The sequence below is a fragment of the Mesorhizobium sp. M7A.T.Ca.US.000.02.2.1 genome (genome assembly GCF_003996995.1).
Taxonomy (GTDB): Bacteria; Pseudomonadota; Alphaproteobacteria; order Rhizobiales; family Rhizobiaceae; genus Mesorhizobium.
This window is the reverse complement of the sequence record NZ_RZTT01000011.1, coordinates 1-16,876: the sequence shown is the minus strand read 5'-3', so window position 1 is coordinate 16,876 and position 16,876 is coordinate 1. Positions and strand designations below refer to the sequence as shown.

Here is a 16,876-nt window from a genome sequence, read left to right as displayed (position 1 = left end):
TCCGTCACCACTAAGCTGCGGGGTTCCTTTGGTGCAGGTAGGTTGTGTCGAAATCACCTGCACGAGTGAGGCCGGGCCAATCAAGAGCATGCACTCTTGACCCCGTCGTGGCGATGAGGCCCCTACGTCGAAGTTCCTGAAGCATTCGGTTGACGTGGACTGTAGACAAGCCCAATGCATCGCCAAGTGCTGCCTGGGTAATGGGAAGATCCGCGACGTGATCCTGGATGCGTCCAACCGAGCGCAAGCGAAAGATCAGTTCGCACAAGATGTGAGCCATGCGCGTGTATGCCTCGCGTCTTCCCACATTCGTTACCCATTCTCTGTAAACCGCTGCATCGATCAGCGTCGACCGCCAAAAAGCCGTCGCGATTCGAGGATGCTGTTCGCAAATGGTGCGAAGAGCGTCATGTCGCATGAAGCCCAGTCTGGCTGCTGTCAGGGTCGTAAAATTGCAATCCATGACCGACAGATGCAGTCCGTGCAGATCGGGAATATCCCCAGCCACAAAGAAGGATGTAATCTGCCGTTTGCCGTCGCCGGTAAGTTTGGTGGAACCGAGCAGGCCATCCAAAACCACGAACGAATTGACAGGGCGGTCACCCTCACGCACCAGGTCGTAGTTGGCCAAAAAATCCTTCTCCTGAATTTGGATGCCTTTCAAAACCTCGATATCGGCCTCTCGGAGATCCGAGATGCTCTGGAGCTTGCGAATAAGGACATCCAAGGATGAGGTGGGTGACAAATTGGCTACCTAGCTGATGTTGATTATCGAACTTGCATTCGCTTCAAAAGTTCCGGGTAGCCGTAAAGAGGCGCCGGACTGATGGGTCGGCAGTTGGGAAAGACGCGAACGCACCCAGGACCCCTGGTTGGGACCTCAGTGCCCAGCGGTAGAAGAGGCCACGTTCGGTTGCTCGCTTGGGGTGCGGCAACGCTCCCGACGTGAATAAGCCGCACCCTTAAGGGAGCCGCCTAGGCCGTGCATTAACCTATGACATAGGCTGGGTTCGAATTTTGACGTCACATCAGGGGCTCCAGCTCCGTTGAGCCCGCCAGAATTCCGCACAAGCCGCAAGAAAGAAAGCGGCAGGCCAGAAAGGGGTGATAATCCCTTGGCCATCTCGCGTTTGGCTTGCGATTGAACGCACCCAAGCCGAGGCGACGCGGTATGTGATTATGCGACAGCCGAAGGGAGATAGCGAATCAGGAGGCTCATTTTGACAAGCGTGAGCGACTGTCGGCGGTGAGGGCTTCGCCCGGCTCATCGCCCCTCAGCTCGGGGCCGACTGACTAAAGGCCGCACTGATTGGTACTACAAAGGAAGCTTGTTGGGCCGGCCCTTCTCCAAGTTGCCTGTCTCTCAAGGCCCCTGCCTCCCGGTAGCGGGCTTTTGCATTGCTGGTTCCCCGGAAGGGCCGGGAAGTCCGCCACATTGCGTGGAACATGCCGTATCGCGGGGAACATTTTAGCAAACTGTAAATTCAACGGTCTTCTGGTAGGAGGCCAATGTGTCCCGGCGAAGCGTCGACAAAGACCGATTGGAGCGCGCAGACCGTGAGGCAAAGATTGCTAACGCGGCCGAGAGAGAGGCGCGAGATACAAAAACTGCGCGACTTCGAGAACAACGCCTTGCTGCCGAAGCCAAGGCTTCGCAATCATTCAAGAAAGGTCGATCCAAGGGCTAGGTCGCTTACCCGCTGACGCTCGCCCCGACGCGCGCAAGTGGTGCGGGCCCGTCCAAACGTGAGGTGCATGCGATTGCGAATTTTTTCTTGGAACCGTCTTTTCGCAGCGAAGTTCGGTACCGAAGGGACATTCCAATATGGAGTTGATCATGAAACAGGTTCTTTTGGCTTCAGCCATTATGGTACTGTCAACTGGCCTCGCTGTTGCGCAATCGACCACCACGACCACAGGCGGATCGTCGACCTCGACGACCCAGACAATGCCGAGCACTACGACCGATCAGGGAACGGATTCGACCACCACGAGTGGAACGAACTCTAACTCGAACTCCGCCAAGGACTGCGCTCCAGGTCAACAAACTGGCAGCGCTAAGCAGGCCGCGCCAGGTCAACAGGATACCGATGCTAACTCGGCTGCTCCTGGCCAGATGAAAAAGACCACGGAAGGCTGCTGACGTGTCTTGGAACTGTTGCCCTGTTCCCGATTGATGCAAAGGGGTCGACTCTCAGGGTGTAGCCGCTCTTGAACGCCCGTCGTGCTAGGTCGGCACGGCGGGTCGATACCAGACCAAGGTCTTGTCGTTTCGCGGCGAGTCGCTCGCGAGGTGTGCCGTGTTGCTTCACCCCAGGTGGCACCTTGCACCGCCCGCGACAGCAGGGGAAACCAACACCCCAGCGAGTCCCGTTATCCCAGGGACGGCCCGCCGCTGCCGCTAATGGGACGGCGGGCTTTTTCTTATTCCATGAAACGAAAGGTCATTCCGTAAGTTGGCTTCCCAAGGAGGAACCAATGAAAAAGGATGGCGACGGCCGTGTGAAGAAGGGCAATGAGCAATTGCTTGCCCGACGTTTGTCTGAAGAAGTCGGCATTTCGGAGCCGGATGCGCGCGGTCTGATCAAGCTTATCGGCACGGATTGGAATTCGCTGCTTCGTGAGGCCCGATTTTTGAAAGAGCGGCATTAGAATGCTCCTGCCTGTCGTGACTAAATTATTATTCAATCGACTCTCGCCAATATGAGCGTAGTCTACTCTCATCGGCGGTAGTTTCAGGGCACCGCCGGCTGTGAGCGAAGAACATGCTTCCGCCCCAACGGAGGAAGCCATGACCGCTCCCGCTACCATCGGCGTTGCAAATCCCGAAGAACTCGCCCTCCTACAGCAGGTGTTCCAGCGGGCCTGCAAAGAGCGTGCGCTAGCAGAAGGCAGCGTCGAGGCCGAGGCACTGAGCGCCCGTCTGATGTGGCTGTTCCAGCACTCCGGAGCCTGCTTCGATGAAGCTACTTTCGAAGAGATGCTGCGGGGTGAAGGCTGATGAGCCGCGCACCTTATCTGGACCGCCTGGATGATCTTATTCGCCAGCACAAGGAGCTTTCTGCGCAAGGGGAGATCCTGCGGGCGGAATGTCGACTGAGTTGCTATGTCTTGGAGGAATCGGCCGATGACCTACGGGGAATAGTTGGCAGGGCTTGGGACGCCAGAGTAGCACGGCTTCGCCGTGATACTATTCGGTCCGGAACGTGATTACCGTTGCAACTCGGGGATAGATTGCGCCACGTTCACGACGAATCCTTCGCGCGTAACTGTAGCATTCCCCTTGTGCCGGTAGCGTATGCGTCAGGGCATTCGGCCCACGCTTGTGTCCAGTTAAGGTCGGCACGGTCACTCAACCGAGCTTGGTCCGCTTGATCCTGCCGACTCCCTTACGCGAACGCTTTTTGTCGCACTGAGCCAGAGCTCCGATGCATTTGAAGCACCCTTGAGCACCTCGTGTGCTTGTGGAAGCAACGTCTGCTCCTGCGATCGTAAAGACGCCGGCGCACGTCGCGGAACAGAACCGTGTGCCTGACGTTGTGCCGAGATCGAGGTCTAGGAGAAACGGCATGGTTGCGCCACGCGCGGTGTGGAAGGGCTTTCTGAGGGTCGGTTCCGTGTCATGCGGGGTGAAGATAGTTGGTGCCACAAGTGAGGCATCCAAGATCCACTTCAAGATTTTGAACCGCAAGGACGGTTTACCCGTCAAAAGCGCCTATGTCGATGAAGAGACCGGCGATGTTGTCGAAGCCGAGGATCAGATCAAAGGGTATGAGGCGGACAAGGGTGATTTCATTCACGTCGAGCCGGACGAGATAAAGAAACTGAAACTGACGTCGCAGCATACACTTGACGTCGATTCCTTCGTTCCGGTTGCCGACATCGACACACGCTTTCTGGAGAAACCATACTATTTGATCCCGGCAGACGGTGCCTCTCTGGAGGCCTTTGCCGTCCTGCGCGATGCGATGGCCAAGAAGCGCGTTGCGGCACGCTCCTGCGTCGTACTCTATCAGCGCGGGCGCGAAGTGTTGATACAGCCCCTTGGAAAAGGGATGTTGCTGACCGAGCTACGGACCCACAATGAGATGACGTCGGAAGACACCGTCTTCGACGATGTGAAAAGCCCAAAGTATGATGCGGATCTGCTCGAAATCGCGGGGCTTCTCATCGACAAGAAGGTGACAAAGTTCGATCCTTCGAAATTCGAGGATACCTACGAGGATGCGCTGATTGCCATGATCGACGCCAAACGCAAGGGCAAAAAACCCCCGAAACCGGCACCAAAGCCCCAGGAGAACGTGGTCGACCTGGCCTCGGTTCTTCGAAAGAGCCTCGCCAAGGAAGGCATCGGCCAAGACCGGCCAAAGGCCAAGAGCCGCAAATCAGCATAGTCAAAGATAGCGATCACCAACGCGGCGGTGCTGAAAAGAACCAGTGCAATTGCAGTGCTAGGTTAGAAGCGTACTGGGTGTGAGCAAAGTTCATGTCGGCGCCGAAGCGATGCGCGATAAAGAGGCGCAGGCCCAACGGCCGCTGGATCTTCAGGCCGTGAGCCCAGCCTCACGCCTCAAACGTTGAAGCCGTTCGCTCGGCACTCGACGCCGTGCATGCTGCCCGTCGGAGGCGTGAGCGTTGACCGCGCCTTCATCTACAGTGACTGGCAAAGGTACGATCGTCACAGCCGGCACCATATCCCTCCATAGAGCTTGCGGCTTGCTCGGGACTGCGACTGATTCATGCCGATCGTCGGTGCGTTGCGATGGCACTTGGTAGGAAGGGTCTGCCCGGATCACCGGCTCCAGATCGTGGGGGAAGTTCGGCGCATGGACGGGCAGTGCTTCGGCCGAGCTTTCGCCCTTTTGAGTGATGGCCGGAAGCATTTCAGCGATTTCGATCAGGATATCTTTGACCAGATGTCTCATCCGTGCGCCCGCCCGCTGCGGCCATTGCTATGGCGATCAAACTTGTTGAGGCAACCAATGTTCCCGCTTGAAGCGAATGCCGGGCTTTACCGGGAAGATCGGCGGAGCGGCTCGATACTCCAGGCGACGTCGCTGCGATCCTCTCGCCTGGCATGATCGATGTCGGAAAGTCGTTTGAACGTACTGTTCCCTACCTTCGTCGGAGCGGTGGATCATCCGATGACGGCTGTGTGACCCCCGACTTGCCTTGCGCAGCTTCTTCCCTAGCTGCTGTCTGCCTTCCGGTGGGTTCGATCGGGAACAAAGCCTCGACCATCCGGTTTGGAACCATCCCGTTAAGCACAGAACCAATGTGCAGCCTGGCGGATGAGAGACGGCTGCCGGATTGCTATGGCTGTTCCCGATCTGCATTCGGCAGCCGAGATTGAGCCCAAATGCCCTAAGGAGACTTCGCATGAGCGAAGCAGGACACAGCGCAGGCAATGAGGTGACTTCGATTGCGGGCACGTCGCCGTTCGCCAGTTTTTTCATGGCTGGCTTCGAGTGCTCGTCGCACCGGCGCAAGGACGGCGTTCGCCTCGATCTTATCCGCGCCACGTCGCATTATTTGCATGCCCTGGGCGACTACCGCGGTTGCGCCGAACTCGGTCTTCGGACCATCCGCGACGGTTTGCGCTGGCACCTCATCGAAACCGCTCCTGGAACCTATGACTGGTCAAGCTGGACGCCGATGGTCGAAGCAGCGCAATCGGCGGGTGTCCAGGTCATCTGGGACATCTTCCACTACGGATCTCCAGACCATGTCGATCAGGGATCGATGCATTTCATCGATGCCTATGCCTCGTTCGCCGCGGAAGCTGTGAGGGTTCATCGTTCAATCGCCGGTACAGCGCCTCTGTTGTGCCCGATCAACGAAATTTCGTTTTTCGCCTGGGCTGTTGAGGTCGGCTATTTCCCGCGCGTCGGCCCGAAGAAGCGGGGATGGTTCAAGCGGCACCTCGTGAAAGCAGCAATAGCCGGCGTTCGCGCGATGCGGGAGGTCGATCCCGCTTGCAGATTTGTCTGGGCCGAGCCCCTTATCCACATCGCTCCTCGCGACCGGACCCGCATCGAACGGCGCCGGGCCGAAAATGCCCGTCAGGGACAGTTCGAAGCTTACGACATGCTGCTGGGCCGGGCCGAACCTGAGCTGGGTGGGAGCGAAGATGTCGTCGACGTCGTTGGCTTGAATTTTTATCCACACAATCAGTGGTACCTAAACGGGCCGACGATTCCGATGGGGCATCACGAGTACCGTGCCCTATCGGAGATGCTGATCGAAGTCGCGCATCGATATAGCAAGCCTATGTTCATCGCCGAGACCGGCTCCGAGGGGTCTGGCGGGCCGGCTTGGCTCCACTATGTCTGCGACGAGGTGCGTGCCGCAGAAAGCCTCAAAGCCCCGATCGAAGGTATTTGCCTTTACCCGGTAACCGCCTATCCGGGCTGGGACAATTCGCGGCATGCGGAGGTGGGATTGTTTTCAGTCGTCCAGGCGGACGGCAGCCGACACGTCCGCAAGCCCGTCGCGGACGAATTGGCCCGCCAGCAAGCTTTGTTCGCGGCGAACCCGACGCGTTAAACACATGAGCTGCACGAGGGACTGCGCGAGCGCCTGTCGGCCCCGCGCCGATGCTCCCGGGTCCAGGTGGGGGAGCTACAGCGCCCCTTCGGCCAACGACGTATTCCCCACGCCCGCCCATTCCGGGACGCTCTTTTGAATGCGTGCGAAGGTTGCCAGGGCCTGCCCGACCACCTGATCCATGTTGTAGTAGCGGTAGGTTGCCAGGCGGCCGACAAACCACACGTCGGGACAGGTTGCGGCGAGCGCTTCGTAGCGCTTGTAGAGCTCTTCGTTTTCGGCCCGCGGCACCGGATAATACGGGTCCCCGATATCGGAGGGATATTCGTATGTCAGGCTGGTCCGCACGCTCCGTTGGCCGGTCAAATGTTTGTACTCGGTGATGCGGGTGTAATCTTCCGTCTGGGGGTAGTTGACGACGGCAACCGGCTGAAACTGCTCTTGGTCGAGTGTGACGTGCTCGAAACGGAGCGAACGATAAGGAAGACGCCCTAGCTGCCAGCCGAAATATTCGTCTATCGGGCCGGTATAGATCAGGCGGTTGAATGGTATTTTGTCACGAATTTCGCGGAAGTCGGTCTGCAGCATTACCTTGATGTTCGGGTTATCGAGCATGCGCTCGAACATCCTCGTGTATCCGCCGGCAGGCATCTTCTGGAAGCTGTCGCTGAAATAGCGGTCATCGCGGTTGGTCCTGGTCGGCACTCGTGCCGTCACTGATTTGCTCAGCTGGTTCGGATCGACGCCCCATTGCTTCCTTGTATAGCCACGGAAGAACTTCTCGTAGAGCTCGCGTCCCACGGTGCTGACGACAACATCCTCGGCCGTTCGCACGTCCTCTACCGTCTCGCGCCGCGATGCGAAGAACTCCTCCAACTGTGCGGAATTCAACTCGAGGCCATAAAGGCGGTTTATCGTGTCGAGATTGATCGGGATGGGAAGCAGTTTCCCGTCGACCGCCGCCAGAACCCTGTGCTCGTATGGGCGCCATTGGGTGAACTGCGAGAGGTAGTCCACGATCGACTGGCTGTTGGTGTGAAAAATATGGGGCCCGTAACGATGGATGAGGATGCCGGCTTCATTGTAGCAATCGTAGGCGTTGCCGCCGACATGGCTGCGGCGGTCGACCAGGAGAACGCTTTCATGACGCTGGGAGGCTATCCTTTCAGCAAGCACGCTGCCGGCAAACCCCGCGCCCACGATCAGCCAATCGAACATGGCTATGCGCTCCTGCGGAGCGGGACGACCTTCTTGCGTCGGTAGGCGCCCTCAATGTGAGCGGCCATGGCCTTCCATGTTCTTTCCCACGACATGTCAGCCAGGTAGGCATCGACTTGCGGCAGCAGCATCTCGCGCGGTCGCAAAAGCAGGGAGCGCAGCTTGCTATCCAAGTCGTCACCGTCGGCGATCTCCACCAGCCCAGCAGCGCCGTAGCTGCGCACAACGTCAACGATCGCCGTCGAGATCACCGGCAGGCCCGCCGCCAGAAACTCTGGCGTCTTGGTTGGGCTGATGAACCGGGTCGCTTCGTTGAGCGCAAACGGCATCCACCCGGCATCCCAATGGCGCAGATAATCGGGCAGGTCGCAGTAGGCCTTGGCGCCCAACCAATGCAGGTTGTCGGCCTTCGGCAGGATTGCAGGATCGATTTTGACAACGGGGCCGATCATGACGAAATGCACGTCCGGCATGGTCCGCGCCGCTAGCGCCACGAGGTCGACGTCCAGCCGCTCGTCGATGACGCCGAAATACCCCACCCTCGGGTGAGGAATGCCGGCCTGGTCGATGGGGTCCTTTCCTGGCAGCCTTGCCTTGTGAAAGTGTTTCACATCGATGCTGCTCGGAAAGGGGTAAATGGCCTGATGCAGGCGGCGCTTGGTCTCGAACAGGCTCAGGCCACCGGTGAAAACGAGATCGGCGCGGCGCAGAAGTTCCTTTTCCATCTGCGCCAGTTCGGGCGGCGCATTCTTGAAGGCGGAGAGTTCGTCCATGCAGTCGTAGACGCATATGTCTGGGTCAAGGAACTCCGTGAAGCGAAGAGCCATCGGCGTGTAGTACCAGGCGATCAGCCGGCTGTGCGGCATAGAAGCTATGATCTGCTGCACAAATCTCCGCTGGACGGCATCTGATTTCGTGGCCGACGCGCCGAGCGGAAGCACTGGTGTCACAATTAGAATGTTTGGCGATGCCTCGCTCGTCCGCATCAGCGGCTGTGGCAGTTCTTCAAAAAGAGGCTCTTCAAAGTAGATCACTCTCTGCTGCATGGATGCAAGAGTGAGAATATGCTGCGGGCGTTGATGGACGAAATTCCAACGCAAGTGCGAGAAGCAAACCAGTAGATTTTCCCTGCCAGCGTGTTTACTGGCGGACACCCTGCCCAAGGCTGCTTCCATTGAGATTTTCCTTCCTGTAATCTTTAATTTATGCTGCGACTAACATTTGTTAATCGCAGATGGAGGAGAAATAGACTTCGGTACCAGCTCCTAACTTTCCACCGCGTGAGTTGTTCCAAGGTGAAGTGAAGAGCTCTCAGTCACCGCTCGGATGATGGATGCGACGATATTTCCGCGGAGCTGAGAACGGCCACCACGCGTCGCCGGGCTTTGAAAGCGTGAGCGACGGGGGAATGTCGGTGGAGAACTGACCTGCCGTATTTGCGTTTAAGTCGCTGGTTATAAAATGTGCAGGACATCAAGTTGATTCGCCCGCATCACTGGCGAGTCCGTGCCAGGCGAATTCCGGGGCTGATATGAAGATCGACTTTTCAACCAATGTTTTTCCGCTGTTTCATCCGCAAAGCGTGGATGATCTCAAAGACCCTTGCCCCGTCTTTGATGGCAGCCTGTGGCACGTCTTCGGCTCGAGCGGCACGGTGACCAGCGAGACGTGGAGGATCCTGCATGCCACGGCGCCGGAACTTTATGGGCCGTGGACCGAGCATCAGTCGATCGAGCTTCCTATCAATGGGAGTGGTGTTGCGGCTCCGGGGGTCATTCACGAAAGTGGCGTCTTTCACATGTTCATCCAGACCGAGTTCATGAAGTCTGGTGGCCGCTGCGAGCATGCGGTTTCCAATGACGGGTTCCATTGGGTGGTTCTTAGCCCGGCAATCCTCGCCATCCCGGACACGGAGGAAGATGGCATTTACGATCCGCATCCCGCAGTTATTGGCGGCAAGCGCTACCTCGTCTATTCCGCCATGCCAAAATTCACCAGGGTGCCACAGCCCGACATCTATCTCGCGCGTAGCCAATCCGATTCATGGTTCGGCCCTTGGAAGCGGATCGGCAAGATCCTCGACCATAATGAAGTTCCTCACCACAACACGAGAGAGGATCCCGACTACGAATGGGGGATAGAGGGCGCACAACTGGTCGAATTGCCGGATGGCCGCGTGCTTCTCAATGCCACTTGCTTTCTCCCGAATGGCCTTCGGGGAAACCGGCAACGCGTGTTTTTTGCCATCGCCGATGATGTTGCTGGACCTTATGTGTCGATGGGACCGGTGCTGGAACCAGGCCAGCCGGGAGAGAACGGCCACTCGACCGTGATGATCGAAGGGGGCCAACTTTCGCTGTTTTACCAAAGCCGGGTCGCCACGACCGATCATCGGTGGCGCTACGGCTTGGCCAGATGCGACGTCGCCCTGTTTTCCAAGGTTGCATGATTTAGGTGTTGCTCGGACGGAACAATCCGTCGGAGCGCGTGCACACGACACCATGCAGCAGTCGCTCGCGGCGTTCGAAGACATGGGCGAACTGAATATCTCTGCTCCTTCCCGCAGGAGAATGAAACATCAGCACGTATTCTATGCCTTCATCCTCGCTTCGTTGAAGGCGTCCAACAGCGCAGGGACGTGCCGGGCGTCCAGAGCGAGCAGATGATCGACAGGCGGACAGCCGAATAGACAAAGGTCAGCCAAAGCCGAGGCAACCGGCGGCCTTCCGCTCGACCCGTGCGCAGTCGGGAGGTTTGTACTCGAGCCACTGAAGCTCCGCACGAGGGGCAGCTCAGCTCATTCCTGATTGTTGCGTGCCTGACGAGCTCTCCGTTTCAGCCTGATCATAAATGCTTTCACCTAGTGGAACATCGGAGGTTCCACGAAGTTGGGAAGCCACGGAGGACGTGCACATGAACAGTGTCATCTATCTTATCGGCCTTATCGTTGTCGTGCTCGCGGTCCTCTCCTTCCTCGGTCTTCACTAGGTGGCCCATGCAGCATGAGAACGATCAGGGCGGACAGCCCACCGATTTCGACAAGGCGAAAAGCGACGTTTCCGACAGGCTTCGCCAGGAACAAGAACGTGCCAGCGAGCTGCTTCACGACGCGCGTGACACGGTGACCCGTAAGGCTGGCGATTATGCATCTGAAGCCAGGGATGCGATTTCCGACAAGGCGGAGGAAGCTCAGCGCGACATCGGATCGAGTCTGGCGGCGCTGGGCGGCGCACTGCGCGCGGCCAGTGACCATCTGGCCAACAACGATGAAAGGAACGCATCGAAGTTCGCATTGGATGCCGCCGGTGGCTTGGAGCGGCTTTCATCGTCATTGAAACAGAAACCGTTCGGCCAGGTCCTGGAGGACGTGCAGTCCTTTGGCCGGCAAAATCCCGGTGTCCTGCTTGCCGGATCGGTATTGGCCGGATTGGCTCTCGGGCGGTTCATCAAGGCTTCTCCGCCGACAAGGCCCGAATTTCAGGATGATCCGGAAGACTTCAGATCACACACCGATCGGGAACAGGATTGGTCCGCTGATCGTTCCCAGGATTCTGGCCTCGTCGGCGATGATGGGGCCACGCAGAACGCGGAGCAGGACAGATGAACACTCAGGACAATCCCAGCCTTACCGGACTGATCACCGACTTGGCCCAGAATGTCACCACTCTGGTGCAAACCGAGGCCAGGCTGTTTCGGGCGGAGCTCTCTGAAAAGCTTGCCAAAGCCGGAGCAGGTGCCGCGGAAGTGCTGGGCGGCGCGATCTGCCTGCTCGCCGCGCTATTGGTGTTGCTGCAGGCACTCGTTATCGCACTGACGCGGGCAGGGCTTGGCGCGGGGTGGTCTTCCCTGCTGGTCGGTGTGGTTGTGGCGGTTCTCGGCGTCATCCTGCTGCGGACCGGGATGGCCAGCATGGCGCCTTCGGAACTTACCCCCGACCGGACCCAGGAACAGCTCAAGCGCGACGCGAGCGTGATCAAGGAACAGGTGAGATGAAAGAGAAATCCGCAGCCGAACTTGAACGCGAGGCCGAGGCAGCTCGCGCCCGGGTGATGGAGACCGCCGAATCCATTCGAGGCAAGATGACGCCCGGACAATTGCTGGATGAGTTCACCGGGCTGTTCTCGGGAGGGGAGAGCTCGGCCATGCTCAGCAATCTCAGAACGCAGGTCCGAGACAATCCTTTGCCGGTCACCATGGTCGGCGCGGGTCTTGCTTGGCTGATGTTCGGCAGCGGTACCTCAAACACGGCCCACGGTTCGGCTGGCTACCCATTGCCTTCAGCGCCGGGACGACATGATGAAGGGGAGCGCGGCGGCTTCGGCGGCACGCTCTCCGATGCCGCGGAATCGCTCTCATCGAGCGCTACCAGCGTCGGCGATACCATATCGAGCACCGCAAGGGCCGCTGCGGCGGGTCTGACGGGAAGCGCTGCCAATGCAAGCTCGAGGACTGGTGACATGGCGGCAAAAGCGAGCCGCTCCGCGCAAGATCTGTTGGAGGACCAACCCTTGGCCGTAGCGGCCGTCGGTCTCGCCATCGGCGCCGCTATAGGTGCAATGCTGCCGCATACCGCAACGGAGGATGAGCAACTAGGCGCCTTTGGTGATAAGCTTCGCGATACTGCCGGAACCATGCTCGACAGGGGTCTCGATGAGGCCAAGCAGGTCGCCGCCGACGCCTATGAGACCATCAAGCAGGAAGCTGGCCGGCAACATATGGAAGCAGGCACGATGGCTGATCAGCTCGGCGAGATCGTGAAGTCTACAGCAGATAAAACCGAGCATGCCGTGCGTGAACGGATTGCCGATCCGTCTGAGCGTCAAACCTAGCTCAAATGATCCTGGATCAACGATAGTCGGTCCCTTCAGAAGGGCCGGCGTTGTTGTTCAGACGATGGACCGCTAAAATCATTTTAGAGCGTAGAGGTAGGCCGCGATATCGCGCGCCTGCTGCTCCGTGATCCGTGTCGATGGCATGGCCGTGTGCGGATCGACTTCCCTTGCCGATCGTATCCAGCGGATCAGGTTCTCTGGATTGTTGGCCAGCCCGCCACCGATAAAGATGCGGCCAGCAAGGCTGGCATCCAGGCGAGGACCGACCTGCCCTTGCGCGCCCGGCACGCCCGTAATCGTATGGCAGCCGGAACAGCCATTCGCAGTCATGATCGGCAAGGCCCTCGCAGTGTCACCGCCCGTGGCCGCCTCCGCCTCGTGGCGGACGCGCGCGGCCCGATCGGACCACCAGGTCATTCCGGCCACGGCCGCGACGAGCAGCACCAGCGCGGCGATGACGGCGGCAAGCAGTTTAGACAAGCTCGTACGCATGCGCCGCCTCCCTCCTTCCGCTCGCCTTGATCCACAACGCGACCAGCAGCAGCGCTGCGCCGCCATATATCAATCCAGCCGGAACCCACATCACCAGTCCGGCAAGTTGCTGGTCCTCCAGGGGGCTCAAATTCCACAGTGCCGCTCCCACGGCGTTCTCCGGGTACCAGAGGCGTGGCGAGAGCAACAGGAGAACGCCGAGCAGCCCGGTATGCAGCGAGGTGACAAAGAGGTGCATCACTGCGCTCCCATAGGCATGCTGGCGGCCGGGACGCGGCAAGAGGACCCACCAGAACAGCAGCCCTGTTCCGAAGAAGCTCGCGTGCTGTGCATAGTGCAGTACGCCGCGTTCGAGCGCGGCCTCGAACAACACCGGAATGTGCCAAATCCATATAGCAATGCCGTGGATAGTGGTCGCGCTGATCGGCCGCGTTGCGAAGGCCCAGACCACCCTCAGCCAATTGGCGTGTCCGGCAATTCCCAGGATGCGCCGAAACCGGATGGGTAGGCCCCACATCAAGGCCGCAGCCGGGCAGGCAGAGACCAACAGCGGCGCCGCCACGGCCATCAGCAGCTCATGCTCGATCATATGCGCCGCAAAGACCTGCTCGCCGAGCACATGAATCGGGCTGACCAATGCGGCTGTCAACACGCTCCATCCGGCCGTGAACAGCAGAGCTTGGCGCAGCCGCAGAGTCCTGCCGCGGCTGCTGCGCCGCCAAAGCCGGCCAGCGCCAACGACATATACCAGGGCAAGCACGGCGAGTGGCAGGGTGATGGGCAGCGCGAGCGTCCACCCGGCCCCGGGCGCGCCGGCGCCGTAGCAGATGGAAGTAGGGAACAGCGCGTCCAGGTTCATCGCAGGCACCCATCCAGGATCAGCGCCGCGCTGCCTTGCATGAGGATCACAAGCGCAAACAGCAACGCCGACAACATCCCGAGATTGGCGACGAAGCGCTCTGTGCCGCGCGTACGCTCCGGCTTGAATGCGGCACCGCCTCGCCGCTTCGCCCGCCACGACAGCGCCCCGCCGAGCAGCGACAACAAGACGAGCAGCAGCGCCACGGGAAGCACGACCGGCACCTGACGGTTGCATTGCCAAGGCACCAGCGCATAATTCAGCTGTGTCGAGACCGCCCAGGCCAGCGGACCTGACAGAAGACCACCCCAGGACGTTCCCAACCGCAACGCTCGCATCTCAGCCTAGCCTCGGCGCCCAATAGATGAGCACGTAGATCGGGATCCAGGTCAGGACCACGAAATCCCAGTAGAAGACATTGTCGCCGACATCGCCGAAGCGCCGGCCGCTATAGCCGTGGCGCGTGAACATCAGCACTGTCAGCACGATGGTGTCGCCGACATCGGTTATGAGGTGCGTGGTGTGCAGGCCAAGCAGCACCCAGAGCATCGATCCATAGGCGTTGGTGTCCCAATAGATGTTGAGGGCGGGGAATTCGAACCAGCGCACGACGAGCGGAGCGATGCCGAGCAGCGACATGACCACCAGGCCGATCCGCACCGGAACCATGGAGCATTGCTTGGCGTGGCGGTGGAGGACGTGGTTGGGCACAAGGCTGACGACAAACAAAATCGTCACGATCGTTCCGGGCCAATGGTCAGGCTGCGGTGCGCTAAGCCGCCACGCTGGCCACGACAGCGCAAGATAGAGATATGCGCCCGCTGCCAGCGCAAAACCGGTGCCTTCCAAAGCCATGAAGCCGAGCGTGCCCCACCAGGTGGGGCTGCGCGGACCGTGCCCGAAGGTCGGCAGGCCAGAAAGATCGGCGGCGGCGCGCTGCTTCATTCCTGGTCCTCCGGATCGCCCTTCGGCCAGAACCAACCGATCAACGTGATGGCGATCGGCGCGGCGCCCCAGACGATCGCCCAAGGCGTGAAGATCGAATAGAGAAACGTGCCGCCGACGGCTAGCGCCGCAAAAAGCGGCCAGATCGACGGTGTGGCCGATTTCTCGCGAATATCGGGATAAGCTTCGGCCAAGGTCGAGATGAGGAGTTCGCGCGCATCGACGCGGAGCCCGGTCGCTACAGGGAGCGCCTCGCGCTCGGCCCAGAGCGGCTCGATATGGGTGACGATGGGAATGCGTGCGAAATTATAGCTCGGCGGTGGCGAGGACGTTGCCCACTCCAAGGTTCCTGCGTCCCACGGATTGTTGCCGGCCGAGGTGCCTTTCAACGCGCCATGCACAAGATTGAAGGTGAACAGGACAAAGCTCAGGAAGAAGAGTAGCGCCCCTGCCGAGATGAAAAGGTTGATGTTGCCCCAGCCAAGCTCGGCCGGATAGGTGTAGACCCTTCGTGGCATGCCCCATAGGCCGACGAGATGCATCGGGAAAAAGGCCGCATTGAACCCGATGAAGGCCAGCCAGAAATGCCACCGTCCAAGGCGTTCGCTCATCATGCGGCCGGTGATCTTCGGGAACCAGAAATAAGCCGCGCCAAGCAGCGGGAACACCGAGCCGCCGATCAGCACGTAGTGGAAATGCGCGACGACGAAATAGGTGTCGTGCACCTGAAGATCCAATGGCACAGAGGCGAGCATGACGCCGGTCAGCCCGCCGATGACGAAGATGAAGAAGAAGCCGAAGACGAACAGCAATGGCGTCCGGATCACCGGCCGGCCGTCCCAAAGTGTTGCAAGCCAGCAGAAGATCTGCACGCCGTTTGGAATGGCGATCAGCATGCTGGATGCGGTGAAGAAACTGGCGCCGAGCTTAGGCAATCCCGTGGCGAACATGTGGTGAACCCAGAGCCCGAACGACAGGAAGCCGACTGCGATCAGCGACAGGACCAGCCCGAGATGACCGAATGTCGGTCGCCTGGCGAAAACAGGAATGATCGCGGACACCATGCCCGTCGCCGGCAGGAAGATGATGTAAACCTCCGGATGACCGAAGAACCAGAAGAGATGTTGGAACAGCAGAGCATCCCCACCTTCCGCCGGGTTGAAGATGTGCGTGCCGACCAGGCGGTCAAGGATCAGGAAAGTCGAGGTGATCATCACCGCCGGCATCGCGAAGACGACGACGAAGGAAGTGACCAGCATCGCCCAGACATAGAGTGGGATCTTGTCCAGCGACATGCCGGGGGCACGCTGTTTGAACACAGTGACGATGGTCGCAACAGCGACGGCCAATGACGACACTTCGGTATAGGTGATCATCTGCGCCCAGACATCGGCGCGCTTGCCCGGTGCGAATTCGGGGCCGGACAGCGGCACGTAAGCGAACCAGCCCACATCAGGAGCCATGTTGAGGGCGAAGGACACCCAGGCGAAAGCGCCGCCCGAGACGTAGATCCAATAGCTGAACGCGTTCAGGCGCGGAAACGCGATGTTGCGGGTGCCCACCATCAGCGGCACCAGGTAGATCCCGGTCGCCTGCACGATGGGCACGGCGAACAGAAACATCATCGTAACGCCATGCATGGTGAACAGCTGGTTGTAGAGGTCGGGCCCGATCAGGCCGCGTTGCGGTCCCGAAAGCTGGATACGCATGGCGACAGCGTTGAGACCGCCAAGACCAAGGAAGACGAAAGCGGTGATCAAATAGCGTCGTGCGATCACCTTGTGATCGACGCTCGAGAGCGCTCCTACGATGCCGGACGGCGTCCGCCAGGTGCGCTCGAGCCAGCGATGCAGGCTGGCATCATCCATGCCCGTATCGCGGGGGCCGTCACGTTCGGGAGCAAGGTCGCCCTTGGCGGGGTCTGGTTCCGGGATGTGGCGGTCGCCTGTGACATCGTCGCTTATCTCGAGGGGCTGAAATGAGC

At 59.5% G+C, this 16,876-nt stretch carries 18 protein-coding genes; 9 read left to right on the top strand and 9 right to left on the bottom strand.

The window, feature by feature from the left end:
* Positions 1-10: 10 nt before the first annotated feature.
* Positions 11-745, bottom strand: a complete 735-nt coding sequence (locus EOD15_RS02355) for a Crp/Fnr family transcriptional regulator (protein ID WP_127318124.1) — start codon at positions 743-745, stop codon at positions 11-13.
* Positions 746-1,837: 1,092 nt separating this feature from the next.
* Between EOD15_RS02355 and EOD15_RS02350 the strand changes: the two genes are divergently transcribed.
* The 4 genes from EOD15_RS02350 to EOD15_RS02335 all read left to right on the top strand — a co-directional run bounded on the left by EOD15_RS02350 (position 1,838) and on the right by EOD15_RS02335 (position 4,394).
* Positions 1,838-2,143: a hypothetical protein gene (locus EOD15_RS02350; protein WP_127266474.1), complete on the top strand. Its 306-nt coding sequence runs from the start codon at positions 1,838-1,840 to the stop codon at positions 2,141-2,143.
* Positions 2,144-2,478: 335 nt separating this feature from the next.
* Positions 2,479-2,652, top strand: a complete 174-nt coding sequence (locus EOD15_RS02345) for a hypothetical protein (protein ID WP_127266475.1) — start codon at positions 2,479-2,481, stop codon at positions 2,650-2,652.
* Positions 2,653-2,791: 139 nt separating this feature from the next.
* On the top strand, positions 2,792-3,001 hold the full coding sequence (locus EOD15_RS02340; RefSeq protein ID WP_127408264.1) for a hypothetical protein: 210 nt from the start codon (positions 2,792-2,794) through the stop codon (positions 2,999-3,001).
* 568 nt (positions 3,002-3,569) lie between these two features.
* A complete protein-coding gene (locus tag EOD15_RS02335) occupies positions 3,570-4,394 on the top strand; it encodes a Ku protein (RefSeq protein ID WP_127318961.1) in 825 nt (274 codons plus the stop codon).
* Between the two features lie 150 nt (positions 4,395-4,544).
* Here the strand turns inward: EOD15_RS02335 and EOD15_RS02330 are convergent, their stop codons facing one another.
* Entirely contained in the window at positions 4,545-4,925 is a 381-nt protein-coding gene (locus tag EOD15_RS02330) for a hypothetical protein (RefSeq protein WP_164761611.1), read from the bottom strand.
* A 454-nt stretch (positions 4,926-5,379) separates the two neighbouring features.
* Here EOD15_RS02330 and EOD15_RS02325 point away from each other — a divergent pair, with 454 nt between their 5' ends.
* Positions 5,380-6,546 carry a beta-glucosidase gene (locus EOD15_RS02325; protein ID WP_127318959.1) on the top strand — a complete coding sequence of 389 codons (1,167 nt, stop codon included), beginning with the start codon at positions 5,380-5,382 and terminating at the stop codon, positions 6,544-6,546.
* 75 nt (positions 6,547-6,621) lie between these two features.
* Here EOD15_RS02325 and glf read toward each other — a convergent pair whose 3' ends face one another.
* Both glf and EOD15_RS02315 read right to left on the bottom strand, forming a co-directional pair.
* Positions 6,622-7,764 (bottom strand): UDP-galactopyranose mutase, encoded by a 1,143-nt coding sequence (gene glf, locus EOD15_RS02320; RefSeq protein WP_127318957.1) that lies wholly within the window; start codon positions 7,762-7,764, stop codon positions 6,622-6,624.
* A gap of 2 nt (positions 7,765-7,766) precedes the next feature.
* Positions 7,767-8,939 carry a glycosyltransferase gene (locus EOD15_RS02315; protein WP_127318955.1) on the bottom strand — a complete coding sequence of 391 codons (1,173 nt, stop codon included), beginning with the start codon at positions 8,937-8,939 and terminating at the stop codon, positions 7,767-7,769.
* 356 nt (positions 8,940-9,295) lie between these two features.
* Between EOD15_RS02315 and EOD15_RS02310 the strand changes: the two genes are divergently transcribed.
* The 4 genes from EOD15_RS02310 to EOD15_RS02295 all read left to right on the top strand — a co-directional run bounded on the left by EOD15_RS02310 (position 9,296) and on the right by EOD15_RS02295 (position 12,593).
* Complete coding sequence (locus EOD15_RS02310) at positions 9,296-10,213, top strand: hypothetical protein (protein ID WP_164748700.1); 918 nt, start codon at positions 9,296-9,298, stop codon at positions 10,211-10,213.
* A 546-nt stretch (positions 10,214-10,759) separates the two neighbouring features.
* Positions 10,760-11,368, top strand: a complete 609-nt coding sequence (locus tag EOD15_RS02305) for a DUF1206 domain-containing protein (protein WP_127318953.1) — start codon at positions 10,760-10,762, stop codon at positions 11,366-11,368.
* Positions 11,365-11,757 carry a phage holin family protein gene (locus EOD15_RS02300; RefSeq protein ID WP_127318951.1) on the top strand — a complete coding sequence of 131 codons (393 nt, stop codon included), beginning with the start codon at positions 11,365-11,367 and terminating at the stop codon, positions 11,755-11,757. Before EOD15_RS02305 ends, EOD15_RS02300 begins: the two co-directional genes overlap by 4 nt.
* Positions 11,754-12,593, top strand: coding sequence for a DUF3618 domain-containing protein (locus tag EOD15_RS02295; RefSeq protein WP_127318949.1), 840 nt, complete (start codon positions 11,754-11,756; stop codon positions 12,591-12,593). The genes EOD15_RS02300 and EOD15_RS02295 overlap by 4 nt, the downstream gene beginning before the upstream one ends.
* A gap of 78 nt (positions 12,594-12,671) precedes the next feature.
* On the opposite strand, the gene EOD15_RS02290 is transcribed toward EOD15_RS02295, so the two are convergent.
* From EOD15_RS02290 to ctaD, 5 genes are read right to left on the bottom strand one after another with little or no spacing between them, the layout of a single operon-like run.
* The gene (locus EOD15_RS02290) at positions 12,672-13,088 is read right to left on the bottom strand and encodes a c-type cytochrome (protein ID WP_127318947.1); all 417 of its coding nucleotides are present in this window, start codon (positions 13,086-13,088) and stop codon (positions 12,672-12,674) included.
* Positions 13,069-13,947, bottom strand: coding sequence for a cytochrome c oxidase assembly protein (locus tag EOD15_RS02285; RefSeq protein WP_127318945.1), 879 nt, complete (start codon positions 13,945-13,947; stop codon positions 13,069-13,071). The genes EOD15_RS02290 and EOD15_RS02285 overlap by 20 nt, the downstream gene beginning before the upstream one ends.
* Positions 13,944-14,285, bottom strand: coding sequence for a hypothetical protein (locus EOD15_RS02280; RefSeq protein WP_127318943.1), 342 nt, complete (start codon positions 14,283-14,285; stop codon positions 13,944-13,946). The genes EOD15_RS02285 and EOD15_RS02280 overlap by 4 nt, the downstream gene beginning before the upstream one ends.
* A gap of 1 nt (position 14,286) precedes the next feature.
* Positions 14,287-14,892 carry a cytochrome c oxidase subunit 3 gene (locus EOD15_RS02275; RefSeq protein ID WP_127268121.1) on the bottom strand — a complete coding sequence of 202 codons (606 nt, stop codon included), beginning with the start codon at positions 14,890-14,892 and terminating at the stop codon, positions 14,287-14,289.
* Positions 14,889-16,760: a cytochrome c oxidase subunit I gene (gene ctaD / locus EOD15_RS02270; protein ID WP_164761613.1), complete on the bottom strand. Its 1,872-nt coding sequence runs from the start codon at positions 16,758-16,760 to the stop codon at positions 14,889-14,891. Before ctaD ends, EOD15_RS02275 begins: the two co-directional genes overlap by 4 nt.
* Positions 16,761-16,876 lie beyond the last annotated feature (116 nt).

What these genes read in the sequence shown, in the direction of transcription:
- EOD15_RS02295 (WP_127318949.1), top strand. Translation starts at nt 11,754, where the DNA reads ATGAAAGAGAAATCCGCAGCCGAACTTGAACGCGAGGCCGAGGCAGCT.
- EOD15_RS02305 (WP_127318953.1), top strand. Translation starts at nt 10,760, where the DNA reads ATGCAGCATGAGAACGATCAGGGCGGACAGCCCACCGATTTCGACAAG.
- glf (WP_127318957.1), bottom strand. Translation starts at nt 7,764, where the DNA reads ATGTTCGATTGGCTGATCGTGGGCGCGGGGTTTGCCGGCAGCGTGCTT.
- EOD15_RS02275 (WP_127268121.1), bottom strand. Translation starts at nt 14,892, where the DNA reads ATGAAGCAGCGCGCCGCCGCCGATCTTTCTGGCCTGCCGACCTTCGGG.
- EOD15_RS02315 (WP_127318955.1), bottom strand. Translation starts at nt 8,939, where the DNA reads ATGGAAGCAGCCTTGGGCAGGGTGTCCGCCAGTAAACACGCTGGCAGG.
- EOD15_RS02285 (WP_127318945.1), bottom strand. Translation starts at nt 13,947, where the DNA reads ATGAACCTGGACGCGCTGTTCCCTACTTCCATCTGCTACGGCGCCGGC.
- EOD15_RS02335 (WP_127318961.1), top strand. Translation starts at nt 3,570, where the DNA reads ATGGTTGCGCCACGCGCGGTGTGGAAGGGCTTTCTGAGGGTCGGTTCC.
- EOD15_RS02340 (WP_127408264.1), top strand. Translation starts at nt 2,792, where the DNA reads ATGACCGCTCCCGCTACCATCGGCGTTGCAAATCCCGAAGAACTCGCC.
- EOD15_RS02300 (WP_127318951.1), top strand. Translation starts at nt 11,365, where the DNA reads ATGAACACTCAGGACAATCCCAGCCTTACCGGACTGATCACCGACTTG.
- EOD15_RS02325 (WP_127318959.1), top strand. Translation starts at nt 5,380, where the DNA reads ATGAGCGAAGCAGGACACAGCGCAGGCAATGAGGTGACTTCGATTGCG.
- EOD15_RS02310 (WP_164748700.1), top strand. Translation starts at nt 9,296, where the DNA reads ATGAAGATCGACTTTTCAACCAATGTTTTTCCGCTGTTTCATCCGCAA.
- EOD15_RS02290 (WP_127318947.1), bottom strand. Translation starts at nt 13,088, where the DNA reads ATGCGTACGAGCTTGTCTAAACTGCTTGCCGCCGTCATCGCCGCGCTG.
- EOD15_RS02345 (WP_127266475.1), top strand. Translation starts at nt 2,479, where the DNA reads ATGAAAAAGGATGGCGACGGCCGTGTGAAGAAGGGCAATGAGCAATTG.
- EOD15_RS02350 (WP_127266474.1), top strand. Translation starts at nt 1,838, where the DNA reads ATGAAACAGGTTCTTTTGGCTTCAGCCATTATGGTACTGTCAACTGGC.
- EOD15_RS02280 (WP_127318943.1), bottom strand. Translation starts at nt 14,285, where the DNA reads ATGCGAGCGTTGCGGTTGGGAACGTCCTGGGGTGGTCTTCTGTCAGGT.
- EOD15_RS02330 (WP_164761611.1), bottom strand. Translation starts at nt 4,925, where the DNA reads ATGAGACATCTGGTCAAAGATATCCTGATCGAAATCGCTGAAATGCTT.
- ctaD (WP_164761613.1), bottom strand. Translation starts at nt 16,760, where the DNA reads ATGGATGATGCCAGCCTGCATCGCTGGCTCGAGCGCACCTGGCGGACG.